12 protein-coding genes and 1 tRNA gene are annotated in these 12522 nt (G+C 70.5%); 9 read left to right on the forward strand and 4 right to left on the reverse strand.

Features of this window, described 5'->3' with window-relative positions; translation table 11 throughout:
• Positions 1-195 precede the first annotated feature (195 nt).
• The gene (locus AC07EJ_RS18835) at positions 196-2094 is read left to right on the forward strand and encodes a putative bifunctional diguanylate cyclase/phosphodiesterase (protein WP_478884566.1); all 1899 of its coding nucleotides are present in this window, start codon (positions 196-198) and stop codon (positions 2092-2094) included.
• Between the two features lie 173 nt (positions 2095-2267).
• On the opposite strand, the gene AC07EJ_RS18840 is transcribed toward AC07EJ_RS18835, so the two are convergent.
• The 3 genes from AC07EJ_RS18840 to AC07EJ_RS18850 all read right to left on the reverse strand — a co-directional run bounded on the left by AC07EJ_RS18840 (position 2268) and on the right by AC07EJ_RS18850 (position 4989).
• A complete protein-coding gene (locus tag AC07EJ_RS18840) occupies positions 2268-3359 on the reverse strand; it encodes an LLM class flavin-dependent oxidoreductase (protein WP_389477094.1) in 1092 nt (363 codons plus the stop codon).
• Between the two features lie 83 nt (positions 3360-3442).
• Positions 3443-4174: a maleate cis-trans isomerase family protein gene (locus tag AC07EJ_RS18845; protein ID WP_393582129.1), complete on the reverse strand. Its 732-nt coding sequence runs from the start codon at positions 4172-4174 to the stop codon at positions 3443-3445.
• Entirely contained in the window at positions 4171-4989 is an 819-nt protein-coding gene (locus AC07EJ_RS18850; RefSeq protein ID WP_389477090.1) for a maleate cis-trans isomerase family protein, read from the reverse strand. The genes AC07EJ_RS18845 and AC07EJ_RS18850 overlap by 4 nt, the downstream gene beginning before the upstream one ends.
• Positions 4990-5327: 338 nt before the next feature.
• Between AC07EJ_RS18850 and AC07EJ_RS18855 the strand changes: the two genes are divergently transcribed.
• Together AC07EJ_RS18855 and AC07EJ_RS18860 are read left to right on the forward strand one after the other, a co-directional pair.
• Positions 5328-6215, forward strand: a complete 888-nt coding sequence (locus tag AC07EJ_RS18855; RefSeq protein WP_389477520.1) for a D-2-hydroxyacid dehydrogenase — start codon at positions 5328-5330, stop codon at positions 6213-6215.
• Positions 6216-6286: 71 nt separating this feature from the next.
• Positions 6287-7690, forward strand: coding sequence for an amidase (locus tag AC07EJ_RS18860; RefSeq protein WP_478884558.1), 1404 nt, complete (start codon positions 6287-6289; stop codon positions 7688-7690).
• On the opposite strand, the gene AC07EJ_RS18865 is transcribed toward AC07EJ_RS18860, so the two are convergent.
• Positions 7677-8177, reverse strand: a complete 501-nt coding sequence (locus tag AC07EJ_RS18865) for a DUF3830 family protein (RefSeq protein WP_478884567.1) — start codon at positions 8175-8177, stop codon at positions 7677-7679. The genes AC07EJ_RS18860 and AC07EJ_RS18865 overlap by 14 nt on opposite strands.
• A 109-nt stretch (positions 8178-8286) precedes the next feature.
• On the opposite strand from AC07EJ_RS18865, the gene ehuB reads away from it, so the two are divergent.
• The 6 genes from ehuB to AC07EJ_RS18895 all read left to right on the forward strand — a co-directional run bounded on the left by ehuB (position 8287) and on the right by AC07EJ_RS18895 (position 12509).
• A complete protein-coding gene (gene ehuB / locus AC07EJ_RS18870; RefSeq protein ID WP_478884559.1) occupies positions 8287-9204 on the forward strand; it encodes an ectoine/hydroxyectoine ABC transporter substrate-binding protein EhuB in 918 nt (305 codons plus the stop codon).
• Entirely contained in the window at positions 9201-9947 is a 747-nt protein-coding gene (gene ehuC, locus AC07EJ_RS18875) for an ectoine/hydroxyectoine ABC transporter permease subunit EhuC (RefSeq protein ID WP_389477084.1), read from the forward strand. The genes ehuB and ehuC overlap by 4 nt, the downstream gene beginning before the upstream one ends.
• A 47-nt stretch (positions 9948-9994) precedes the next feature.
• Positions 9995-10612: an ectoine/hydroxyectoine ABC transporter permease subunit EhuD gene (gene ehuD, locus AC07EJ_RS18880; RefSeq protein ID WP_389477515.1), complete on the forward strand. Its 618-nt coding sequence runs from the start codon at positions 9995-9997 to the stop codon at positions 10610-10612.
• Positions 10602-11417, forward strand: coding sequence for an ectoine/hydroxyectoine ABC transporter ATP-binding protein EhuA (gene ehuA / locus AC07EJ_RS18885; protein WP_389477082.1), 816 nt, complete (start codon positions 10602-10604; stop codon positions 11415-11417). The genes ehuD and ehuA overlap by 11 nt, the downstream gene beginning before the upstream one ends.
• A gap of 197 nt (positions 11418-11614) precedes the next feature.
• On the forward strand, positions 11615-12373 hold the full coding sequence (locus AC07EJ_RS18890; protein WP_389477080.1) for an IclR family transcriptional regulator: 759 nt from the start codon (positions 11615-11617) through the stop codon (positions 12371-12373).
• 62 nt (positions 12374-12435) lie between these two features.
• Positions 12436-12509: transfer RNA gene (locus AC07EJ_RS18895), tRNA-Lys, on the forward strand.
• The last annotated feature ends 13 nt before the right edge of the window (positions 12510-12522 follow it).

A 12522-nucleotide genomic window follows, 5' to 3' on the forward strand; every position in this document is an offset into this window, starting at 1 on the left:
TACCCCGGGATGCGGCCGAACCGGCGGATCGGGCGGGCAAGGCTGGATCGCGCCTCGGGGCTGCCTCTATGATCGGCACACTTTCCTGCGCGGGCCCGGCTGCGAAGGCCGTTCGCCACCCAGACTGTGATGACCCGGGAGCAACCCTCCCGGACCCCCGGAACGACTGCACTGCGGGAGCGAGCGGTGAGCGGAATGTCCGAAGGGCCGACGACCGCGGCCGACGCGGCACCCGACTCCTCCCGCCGCGCCGTCACGGAGAGTTCCGCAGCGGTGGCGGCGCCCTCGCACACAGCCGCCGCCGACGCCGTACGCGGCGGCCAGGAAGCCCGGCCCCATGAGGCGCTCGGTGTCGAACCCCCTCCCCCGCCGGCGTCCCCGCCCGCCCCCTACCTCTCCGCCTTCCTCGCCGCCCCGCTCGCCCTGGCCGTCGTGGACCGCCAGGGCCAGGTGGTCACCGCCAACGCCGCGCTCGCCGCGATGCTCGGTGTCGAGGACCCCGGCAGACTCACCGGCCACACGGCGGCGGAGCTCGTGGACCTGGCGTCCGACTCCCGCACCTGGCACACGTACCGCGAGGTGCTGCGCGGTCGGCAGGCGCGGCTGACGTGCACCCGCAGGATCAAGCACCCCGACGGGCACTCCGTGTGGGTCCAGGTCACCGTCTCGCCCGTGCCGGGCGGCCGTACGGTGCTGCTCTCCCTCGCCGACATCAGCGCCCGCCGTGAACTCCAGGCGCGGCTGCGGCACTTGCAGATGCACGACCCGGTGACCCGGCTGCCGAACCGCACGCTGTTCTTCGAGCGGCTCTCCGCCGCGCTGGAGGCGGGCGCCTACGACGGGGCGGGCAGCGGCCGGATCGGGCTGTGCTACCTCGACCTCGACGGGTTCAAGGCGGTCAACGACGCGCTCGGGCACGGCGTCGGGGACCGGCTGCTCGCCGCCGTCGCCGAGCGTCTCACGCGCTGTGCCGACCGGATCGGCTACGGGCGGGGGGCCACGGCCCCGCTGGTCGCCCGGCTCGGCGGCGACGAGTTCGCGCTGCTCGTGGAGGACTCGGCCGGCACGGAACAGCTCGCGGGGCTCGCCGAATCGGTGCTCCGCGCGCTCCAGGAGCCGTTCGACCTGTCGGGGCAGCGGCTCGCAATGTCGGCCTCGATCGGCGTCGTGGAGCGGCACGTGGAGGGCACGACGGCGACGGGTCTGATGCAGGCCGCGGACACCACGCTGTACTGGGCGAAGGCCGACGGCAAGGCGCGCTGGACGCTCTTCGACCCGGAGCGCAACGCGCACCGGATGACCCGCCAGGCCCTGTCGTCGAGCCTGCGCCCCGCCGTGGAGCGCGGCGAGTTCGTCCTCGAGTACCAGCCGCTGGTGAATCTGGGGGACGGGGCGCTGCGCGGCGTCGAGGCGCTCGTGCGCTGGGATCACCCCCAGTTCGGAATGCTCACGCCGAATCGGTTCATCGGACTGGCCGAGGAGGACGGCTCGATCGTGCAGCTGGGCCGGTGGATCCTGGGCACGGCCTGCCGGCAGGCGCGCAGCTGGCAGCTGGAGCACCCCGCGGCGCCGCCGGTCTACGTGAGCGTGAACGTGGCGGTGCGTCAGGTGTGGGACTCGGACCTGGTGACGGATGTCGCCGAGGTCCTCGCGGAGACCGGACTCGCGCCGCAACTGCTGCAGTTGGAGCTGACGGAGTCGGCGGTGATGGGCTCGTCGGGCCGCCCCCTCCAGGTCCTGCAGTCGCTCAGCGACATGGGCGTGCACATCGCCATCGACGACTTCGGCACCGGCTACTCGAACCTCGCCTACCTGAGCAGGCTCCCGGTGTCGGTCCTGAAGCTGGACGGCTCGTTCGTCCGCGGTTTCCAGTACGACGACGGGGGCGAGCACGCGACCCCTGCGGACGCCGTGATCGTCGAGGCCATGGTGCAGCTCGCGCACCGGCTCGGCCTCACGGTCACGGCCGAGTGCGTGGAGACGGCGGCGCAGGCGGCGCGTCTGCGCCAGATCGGCTGCGACACGGGCCAGGGCTGGCTGTACTCACGCCCGGTGGCGCCGGATCGTATCTCCGCGCTGCTGACGGCTTCCTGACGGCCTTTCGGGTATTTCGGCAGCCCTTTGGTAGCCCTTTGGCAGCCCTTTGGCAGCCCTTTGGCAGCCTTCGCAAGACGGCTTCCTGACGGTTCCTGACGTCTTCCTGACGGCTCGTGAAGACCGCGGGGTGCCGCCTCCCCCCGTGCGAGGCGGCACCCCGGCCGGCCGGGTCAGGCCCGCGGCAGCCCGTACGCGTCGGCGACGAGTTCGTAACTGCGCAGGCGGATCTCGGCGGTGTGGGCGTTGGCGGTGAGCATCAGCTCGTCGGCGCCGGTGCGCTTCTGGAGGTCGTCGAGGCCCGCGCGGACCTCGTCGGCGGTGCCGTGGATGACGTTCGAGTTCCAGCTGTCGACGAACTCCCGCTCCATCGGGCTGAACTCGTAACGCTCCGCCTCTTCGGGGGTCGGGACGAGGCCGGGGCGGCCGGTGCGCAGGCGGACCATGTTGAGGGCGGCCGCGAGGACCTGGCGGCGGGCCTCCGACTCCTCGTCCGCGGCGAGCGCGGAGACACCGATGAGGGCGTACGGGGAGGACAGGACCGCGGACGGCTTGAAGGACTCGCGGTAGAGGTCGAGGGCCGGGACCGTGTTCTGCGCGGAGAAGTGGTGCGCGAACGCGAAGGGGAGGCCGAGGACGCCGGCGAGGCGGGCGCTGAAGCCGGAGGAACCGAGGAGCCAGACCGGCGGGCGGTGCGGGGACTGCACGCCGCCGGGGGACGTCGCCTGGACCGGGCCCGGGACCGCGTGGATGCGGGCGTAGGGGTGTCCGTCGGGGAAGTCGTCGTCGAGGAAGCGGGTCAGCTCGGCGAGCTGCTGGGGGAAGTCGTCGGCGCCCTCGTTGAGCCGGTCGGTGCGGCGCAGGGCGGCGGCGGTCGCGCCGTCGGTGCCGGGGGCGCGGCCGAGGCCGAGGTCGATGCGGCCCGGGGCCATCGCCTCCAGGGTGCCGAACTGCTCGGCGATGACCAGGGGCGCGTGATTGGGCAGCATGACGCCGCCCGAACCGAGGCGGATGCGCTCGGTGTGGGCGGCGAGATGCGCCAGGATCACGGCCGGGGACGAGGACGCCACTCCGGGCATGGAGTGGTGTTCGGCGACCCAGTAGCGGTTGAAGCCGCGGTTCTCCGCGAGCTTGGCGATCTTGACACTGGTGCGGAGGGCGTCGGTGGCGGTGAAGCCGGCGCCGACGGTCACCAGATCGAGGACCGAGAGGGGCACGGGGGCGGTGCCCTGGGCGGTTGCCCGGATCTCGTCGTTACCGGCCACGGAGTCCTCCTGTAAGTACGGTACTGTCTGCGCCCGGACTTAACGGAGGATGGCTCCGGTTTATTCCGGACGCCTGAAAAGGATCACACCTGCACCAGCGGCTCCTTCGTGAAGAGCGCGCCGAGCGCCGGTGCGTTCACCCGGCGCCCCGCAAGGCGCAGCGCCTCCCACACCGTGACCTGGTTGGCCGTCAGGACCGGCTTGCCCAGCTCCTGCTCCAGGTCACGGACGTAGGCCGCCGTGTGCAGGGCCGTGTCCGGCAGGAGCAGCGCCTGCGCGTCCGCGTGATCGCCCGCCTTCGCCATCGCCCTGACCTCCGGCCATCCCCAGGTGCCGACCTCGGCCGCCGTGATGATGCCGCTGCCGCGCACCGAGACGACCTCGATGCCGCCCGCCTTCAGGAACGTGCGGAAGTGGTCCGCCACGTCCTCCGGATACGTCGCCGCGATCGCGACGCTGCGCGCGCCGACCTCGGGTACGGCGTGGGCGAACGCGAACGACGTACTGGAGGCGGGCAGGCCCGCGGCCCTGGCCAGCTCCCGCACCTGTTCGTGCGCGCCCTCCCAGCCCCGGACGAAGCTGCCGCTGGTGCACGCCCAGACGACCGCCTCGGCGCCGGACAGGCGCAGCTCCTCGACACCGGCGGCGAGCCGCTGCGGGGAGCCCATCTCGATCAGGGCGTCGACGCGGTGCGCGTCCTCACCGATGTCGGTGTGGACGAGCGGCAGCCTCACATCGCTGTCCATCAGCATTTCGATTCGCGGATAGTCGTCCTCGGCCGAGTGTCCCGGGTAGAGAAATCCGACTGCGGTCATGCCCACCCTTCCTGTTCTTCCGGCAGCTCACGGGCCGGTTCCTGCGGCAGTTGCGGCAGCTCGGGGACCGGCCAGTACCGCGCCGACTCGTCAAGCAGCGCCTGATACGGCCCCACGGCACGGGTACCCAGCCTGCGCAGCGCTGCCCATACCGTGACCTGATTGGCTGAGATCACCGGGATCCGCAGCTCGGCCTCCAGCTGCGGGATGACGTCGTACGTCGGCAGGTTCGTGCAGCTGATGAACAGCGCGTCGGCGTCCTGGCGGGCGGCGCCCCTGGCCATGTCGGCCACGTCCCGGTACGGAACCTTCCAGATGTGCCGGGTCAGACCGAGGAAGGCGCGGCCCGTGACGGTGATGCCGGCCTCGGCCAGATACTCCTCGAGCGACTCGGTCACCGACCGCGTGTACGGGGTGACCAGGGCGATACGGCGGGCGCCCAGCTCGGTGAGCGCTTCGAGGAGCGCGCCCGACGTGGTGACGGAGGGGCGTTCGCCCGACCGGAACATGGCCTCGCACATGGCGCGTTCGCCCGCGATGCCGCCGACGAAACTGCCCGACGTACAGGCGTACGCGAGTACCTCGGGTTCGGCGGCGCTCAGCGCGCGCACCGCCTCGCCGAGCGTCTCGTGCTCACTGACCAGACGGGCCAGGTCGAGGCTGACCTCGACGGGCACGTACGGGGTACGGGTGAGGTGCAGTGACACCTCGTCGGGGACCCAGCGCCACAGTTCGCGGTCGAGGGCGAAGTCGAAGGGTGCGACGACACCGACACCGCGTTGAGGGTGTGGTCCGCCGAGGAAGGAGACGTCCATGACAGGCCCCAAGTCTCTTGAGACGTTCGAGACGATGCTGCGGAGAGCCGGCCGGCGGGCCGGGACGTCGGGACAGGGCGGGGGCAACAGAAAAGTGCCTCTGTTGACGAAGGTAGGTTCGGCTGCCAGCGTGGTCAATCCGCACTTTTTCCTACCAATGAAGCGGACCATCGTTGCGAAACGGTTTCTGCCGATGACCTGCCCGATGACCGGCTCGACGACCAGCCGGTTTCCCGGCCCGATGCCCCCCGGTGCGCGGCCCGACGACCGGAGCGAACGTGTCTGAAGTGACCCTGCTGGTGCTCGACGACGACCCCCCACCGCGCCTCGGCCGGCTCATGGGACGGGCGCGCGTCGTGCACGCCGACGAGTCGACGCTCGCCACTCAACTCCCCTCGGCCGACGTGCTGCTCGTCTGGGACTTCCTGTCCGACGCCGTGCGCGCCGCCTGGCCGGGCGAGGGCCCGCGGCCGCGCTGGGTGCACACCGCGAGCGCGGGCGTCGACCGGCTGATGTGCCCGGAACTCGCCGCGTCGGACACGGTCGTGACGAACGCGCGCGGCGTCTTCGACCAGCCGATCGCCGAGTACGTCGGCGCGCTCGTCCTCGCCATGGCGAAGGACCTGCCGCGCACGCTCGCCCTGCAGGGCGAGCGCGAATGGCGCCACCGCGAGACCCAGCGCGTCGCGGGCACCCGGGCGTGCGTGGTGGGTTCCGGGCCGATCGGCCGGGCGATCGTCGCGACGCTGAAGGCGCTCGGGATCACGACGGCGCTGGTCGGGCGCACCGCACGGGCCGGAGTGCACGGGCCGGCGGACCTCGGCCGGCTGGTGGCCCGCGCGGACTGGGTGGTGTGCGCGGCGCCGCTGACCGAGGACACGCGCGGCATGTTCGACGCGCGGCTCTTCGGGATGATGCAGCCGTCCGCCCGCTTCATCAACGTGGGCCGCGGGCAGCTCGTCGTCGAGGACGACCTCGCGGACGCGCTGGCCAAGCGGTGGATCGCGGGCGCCGCGCTCGACGTCTTCGAGCACGAACCGCTGCCGCGGGACAGCGTCCTGTGGACCGCGCCCGGCCTGATCGTCTCCCCGCACATGAGCGGCGACACGGTCGGCTGGCGGGACGAACTGTCGCGCCAGTTCGTGGAGTTCTACGAGAAATGGGCTGCCGGGGAGCCACTTCCGAACGTGGTCGACAAGAAACGTGGGTATGTCCCCGGACACTGACCGATCCGACTGAACGGACTGAACCACGAGGGTCCCGGATCGGCACTCCCGGATCGACCTGAGGAGAGCGGATGACCGAGCTCACCGAGCTGACCGCGGAAGCGCTCGTCGACGGCTATCGCACGGGCGGGTTCAGCCCCGTCGATGCCACGCGGGCCGTTCTGCACCGCATCGAGGAGGTGGATCCCGCGGTCAACGCCTTCGTACGGCTCGACGCGGAGACCGCCCTCGCGCAGGCGCGGGCGAGCACGGAGCGCTGGCGCAGAGGTGAGCCACAGGGACCGGTGGACGGGGTCCCGGTGTCGGTGAAGGACATCCTGCTGATGCGCGGCGGGCCGACGCTGCGCGGCTCGCGCACGGTGCGGGCCGAGGGCGCGTGGGACGAGGACGCGCCGTCCGTGGCGCGGCTGCGCGAGCACGGCGCGGTGTTCGTGGGCCGCACGACGACGCCGGAGTTCGGCTGGAAGGGCGTCACGGACTCGCCGCTGTCGGGCGTGACCCGCAATCCGTACGATCTCTCGCGCACCTCGGGCGGATCGAGCGGCGGCAGCGCGGCGGCGGTGGCGCTCGGGGCGGGGCCGCTGTCCCTGGGCACCGACGGCGGCGGCTCGGTGCGGATCCCGGCGGCGTTCTGCGGGATCTTCGGTCTGAAGCCGACGTACGGGCGGGTGCCTCTCTATCCCGCGTCCGCGTTCGGGACGCTCTCGCACGTGGGGCCGATGACGCGGGACGCGGCCGACGCGGCGCTGATGATGGACGTGATCACCGGCGCGGACTGGCGTGACTGGTCGCAGCTCGGCCCGGTGGAGGGCGGTTTCCGCGACGGGCTGGGCGGCGGGGTGCGGGGCCTGCGCGTCGCGTTCTCACCGTCGTTCGGCGGGCAGGTCGCGGTGCGGCCGGCGGTCGCGGCGGCGGTCCGCAAGGCCGTTGAGGGGCTCGCGGGGCTCGGGGCGTACGTCGAGGAGGCCGATCCGGACGTCACGGACCCGGTGGAGGCGTTCCACACGCTGTGGTTCAGCGGGGCGGCGCGGGTGACGCAGAACCTGTCGCCCGCGCAGCGCGCGCTGCTCGATCCGGGCCTGCGTGAGATCTGCGCGCAGGGGTCCGGTTACAGCGCGCTCACGTATCTCGCGGCGGTCGACGTGCGGGCCGAGCTCGGGCGGCGGATGGGCCGGTTCCACTCGACGTACGACCTGCTGGTGACGCCGACGCTGCCGCTGACGGCGTTCGAGGCGGGCGCCGAGGTGCCCAAGGGGTCGGGGCTGCGGCGCTGGACGGGGTGGACGCCGTTCACGTACCCGTTCAACCTGACGCAGCAGCCGGCGGCGACCGTCCCGGTGGGGGTGGACGCGGACGGGCTGCCGGTGGGGCTGCAGATCGTGGGCGCGCGGCACGCGGACGCACTGGTCCTGCGTGCCGCGCACAGCCTGTACGAGGCGGGAATCGCCGGAATCGCGGCGCCTACGCTCGCCTGAACTCGAGCGTCTCGCCCAGCGCGCCGCCGCGCCACAGGTCCTGGCAGGCCTCGGCCATCCGGTCGAGGCCTTCCACGATCTGGCCCCAGACGATGCCGGGGACCCAGCCGACGTCGCCGTTGATCAGCAGGTTGTTGCGCTCGTAGAAGAGGGCGAGGTCGACGACGGCGGCGCCGGGCTTCAGCTCGGCGCCGGATTCATAGCCGTATGCCTGGGTCCCCAGTTCCGTACCGGAAAAGGAGAAATAGCAGAGGTCCCCCGGAATGGGGGTGATGGTCGGATTCTCCAGGGGTGGCTCCCGGTCCGCGAATGCCGGGAAAAGGGCGTAGATCTCGTTGCGCGCGTATTTCGCGTGGTAGACGTCGGAGCCCAGTGGAAGCGCGTCCCACACCGCCGCGCAGGTCAGCGGTGCGCGGTCGTCGAGCAGCTTTGCCGTGCACTGAACTCCCCGCTTGGCGAGGGAGACTTCGATGTATCGGTCGGCCATGCCCTCCATGTTCAGCCCCATGGTCCCCCCTGGGTCAAGGGCGCCCCGCTGGCATCAAGGGCTTGAATTGATGCGCATAGGTTGTGTCGAGTCGGGTAGCCGCGCGCCCATGGCTCCACCTATTTGGAATGTCACAGAAGGAACAAGAAGCCTAGGAAGCGACAGAAAGGGCATAGGCCGACGATCTCTGCTCATCGGTGCCACCGCTCTCGGCGCGGCCGGCGCCCTCGGGGCCGCGGGTTGCAGCCGCGTCCCGAATGGCGACACGCTCGCGCGGCTCCAGGGGCAGGGCACGGTGCGTCTCGGGATCGCGGGCGAGGTGCCCTACGGCTACATCGACGACAGCGGAAAGTTCACGGGCGAGGCCGTCGAACTCGCCAAGGTCATCTTCAAACGGCTCGGTGTCGGCCATGTCCAGCCCGTCGCCACCGACTTCAGCTCCCTGATACCCGGCCTGCAGACCCAGCAGTTCGATGTGGTCTCGGCCGGGATGTACATCAACAAGGAGCGCTGCCAGCAGGTCATCTTCGCGGACCCCGAGTACCAGATGCTCGACTCCTTCATCGTCCGCAAGGGCAACCCGAAGAACCTGCACGACTACGCGGACTGCGTGAAGGCGAAGGCGAAGTTCGGCACGGGCACCGGCTACGCGGAGATCGCCTACGCGGTCGAGGCGGGCTACAAGGAGAGCGAAATCGTCATCCTCCAGGACCAGGTCGCCGGCCTGAACGCCGTGGAGGCGGGACGTATCGACGTGTTCGCCGGCACCGCCCTCACCACGCGTGAGGTGACGAGGAAGAGCCGCAAGGCCGAACACACCGAGCCGTTCGCTCCCCTGGTCGGAGGCAAGAAGCACGTCGACGGCGGCGGATTCACGTTCCGCTCGAACGACACCGCGATGCGCGACGCCTTCAACAAGGAGATCCACAAGATGAAGGCGAGCGGCGAACTCTTCCGCATCCTGCGGCCGTTCGGCTTCACCCAGGCCGAGATGACGAAGCTGACCGCAGAGGAGCTGTGCAAATGACAGCGGGACTGTGGGAACACTGGGTCCTTCCGGGCATCTGGATCACGATCCAGCTGACCGTGTACAGCGCGGCCCTCGCGACCGTCGTCGCCTTCGGCGCGGGCATGGCCCGCACCCACCGGCTGTGGATCGTGCGCTTCGTCGCCGGCTTCTACACCGAGGTCTTCCGCGGCACGTCGGCGCTGATCCTGATGTTCTGGATCTTCTTCGTCCTGCCGCAGCTCGCCGGCTGGTCGCTGGTCCCCATGTGGGCCGCGGTCCTGGCGCTCGGCCTGTCCTACGGCGCGTACGGCGCCGAGGTGGTACGCGGCGCGCTCGGCGCGGTGGCGCCCGCTCAGCGCGAGGCGGGGGTCGCGCTGAGTTTCACCCCCTGGCAGCGGATGCGGCTGATCCTGCTGCCGCAGGCCGTGCCGGAGATGATCCCGCCGTTCTCGAACCTGCTGATCGAACTCCTCAAGGGCACCGCCCTGGTCTCGCTGCTCGGGATCGGTGACGTGTCGTTCGCCGCCAACCTGGTACGTCTGGCGACGACGGAGAGCGCGGAGATCTACTCCCTCACGCTCGTCATCTACTTCGTGATCGCGTTCCTGCTCACGCGCGTGATGCGCTCCCTGGAACGCAAGGCCAAGGCCGGGATCGGCCAGCGCCCCGACACGGGAATCGGCATCATGCGCAAGCTCGACATCCGTCAGACGACGGAGACCGCACCCGTTCCCACCAGCGCGGGAGGTGGCGGCGCGTGATCACCATCGCCTCCGGTACCTGGGACTGGTCGGCCGTCGCCGACTTCATGCCGCATTTCTGGGACGGCGTCCTGGTCACCCTCCAGGCCCTCGTTCTGGGTTCGCTGATCTCCTTCAGCCTCGGCCTGGTGTGGGCCATCGCGTTCCGCGCGCCCACACGTTTCGTCCGCTGGCCCGTCGGGATCATCACGGAGTTCATCCGCAACACCCCGCTCCTGGTCCAGCTGTTCTTCTTCTACTTCGTGCTGCCGGAGTGGGGCGTCCAGTTCTCCGCGCTGACCACCGGTGTCCTCGCGCTCGGCCTGCACTACTCGACGTACACCGCGCAGGTGTACCGCGCGGGCATCGAAGCGGTCCCGGTGGGTCAGTGGGAGGCCGCCCGCGCGCTGAGCCTTCCCTACCGCAGAACGTGGACCGCGGTGATCCTGCCTCAGGCCATCCGCCGCGTCGTGCCCGCGCTCGGCAACTACGTCATCGCGATGCTGAAGGACACACCGCTTCTCGCCGCCATCGGCGTCCTGGAGATGCTGCAGCGCTCGCGCCTGGAGGCGGCCCAGACGTTCCAGTACACCGAGGCCCTGACGGTCATCGGTGTCGCCTTCATCGTCATCGCCTACCCCTCCTCCCTCCTCCTCCGAGCCCTGGAGCGACGCCTTGTCCGCTGACGCGAACCTCACCGACGAACAGTCCAACCCCAAGGTGGACGGCAGCGAGCTGATCCGCTTCGACAAGGTCGTCAAGCGCTTCGGTGCCAACACCGTCCTCGACGAGCTCGACTTCTCGGTCGACTCCGGCAAGCACGTCACGCTGATCGGCCCGTCGGGCTCCGGCAAGACGACGATCCTGCGGCTCCTGATGACCCTGATCAAGCCCGACGAGGGCACGATCAAGGTCAACGGCGAGTACCTCACGCACGAGGACCGGGGCGGCAAGCTCGTCCCGGCCGGCGAGAAGCACATCCGCGAGGTCCGCAAGAACATCGGGATGGTCTTCCAGCAGTTCAACCTCTTCCCGAACATGAAGGTCCTGCGCAACATCATGGAGGCGCCGGTCACCGTCCTCGGCCTCTCCAAGGACGAGGCGGAGCAGCGCGCCCGCGAGCTGCTCGACATGGTCGGGCTCGGCGACCGCTGCGACGCGTACCCGACACAGCTCTCGGGCGGGCAGCAGCAGCGCGTCGCCATCGCCCGCGCCCTCGCGATGCGCCCGCAGGTACTCCTCCTCGACGAGGTCACCTCCGCGCTCGACCCGGAGCTGGTCGCCGGCGTCCTGGACGTGCTGCGCGACATCGCGCACACCACGGACATCACGATGCTCTGTGTGACCCACGAGATGAATTTCGCCCGCGACATCTCGGACCAGGTCCTGATGTTCGACGCGGGCCGGGTCATCGAGTCCGGGCCGCCGGAGAAGATCTTCAGCGATCCGGAGCACGAGCGGACGCGGGAATTTCTCAGCGCAGTTCTGTGACCACGATCGGTGAGGGCCGGTAAGTCCCGAGGTCCCGAACCTGGGGCATGACTTTGACATATGCCAGGGTGGCGCGTTCCTGCTGACAGGCCCGGAGCGCGCCACCCAAGTCGCCAACAGCCGTCCCACAAAGGGCTCTTGGCGGCTATCGTGGACCGAGGCCAGCTGTCCGGAACCGGTCCTTGCAGGGGGATGCCGTGGCGCTGAAACACGAGCCGATCGCGCAGCACCACTCGGTGCAGCACGCCCTTCGTGTGCTCGAAACCGTCGCACGACGCGGCGCCGGCGTCACCGACACCGAACTCGGCAACGAGACCGGACTGCCCGCGGACCGGCTCGCCCCGCTGCTGCGCATGCTGCGCCGCGAGGGGTACGTGGAGCAGACCGGCGACGGCGCGTACGTCACGGGCGAGACGCTGACCAGCCTCGGCTCGGCGCAGGGCCGCGCGGACGCGCTCACGGCGAGCCTCCAGCGCACCCTCGACCGCCTGCGCGAGACGGTGGGCGCGGCGGTCTATCTCAGCCGGTACGTGGACGGTGAGATCCGCATCACCCAGCTCGCCCAGGGCCCCGCGACCCCCGCGGTCAACGAGTGGGTGGACTTCCGTTCGGCGGCGCACGCGAGCGCGATCGGCAAGAGCCTCCTCGGCCAGCTCGACCTCAACGCGCGGCGCGACCACCTCTCCCGTCACAAGATGGCCCGCCTCACCTCGCGCACGATCACGAACGAGCGCGTCCTTCTCTCGAAGCTCGACGCCCAGCCCGCGACGGTGCCGGTCCTGGACCTCCAGGAGTACGCGGTGGGCACGGTGTGCGCGGCGGTCCCGATCACGGCGGGCTCCTCGGTAGGCGCGCTGGCGCTCTCGCTCCCGATCGAGCACGCCCACCGCCTGCACCACGCCGCGGAGACACTGAACCGCGGGGCGGCACCGGTACTACTCTCCCTGGCGATCTAGGCACCCGCCCACCGTGTGTCCTGAGCACCCCTGAGAACCAGGTATTATTTTCGAGTCAGCAGGCGCCGCTAGCTCAGTTGGTTAGAGCAGCTGACTCTTAATCAGCGGGTCCGGGGTTCGAGTCCCTGGCGGCGCACAGACAGGCAAAA

The sequence above is a fragment of the Streptomyces sp. NPDC045026 genome (genome assembly GCF_056432625.1).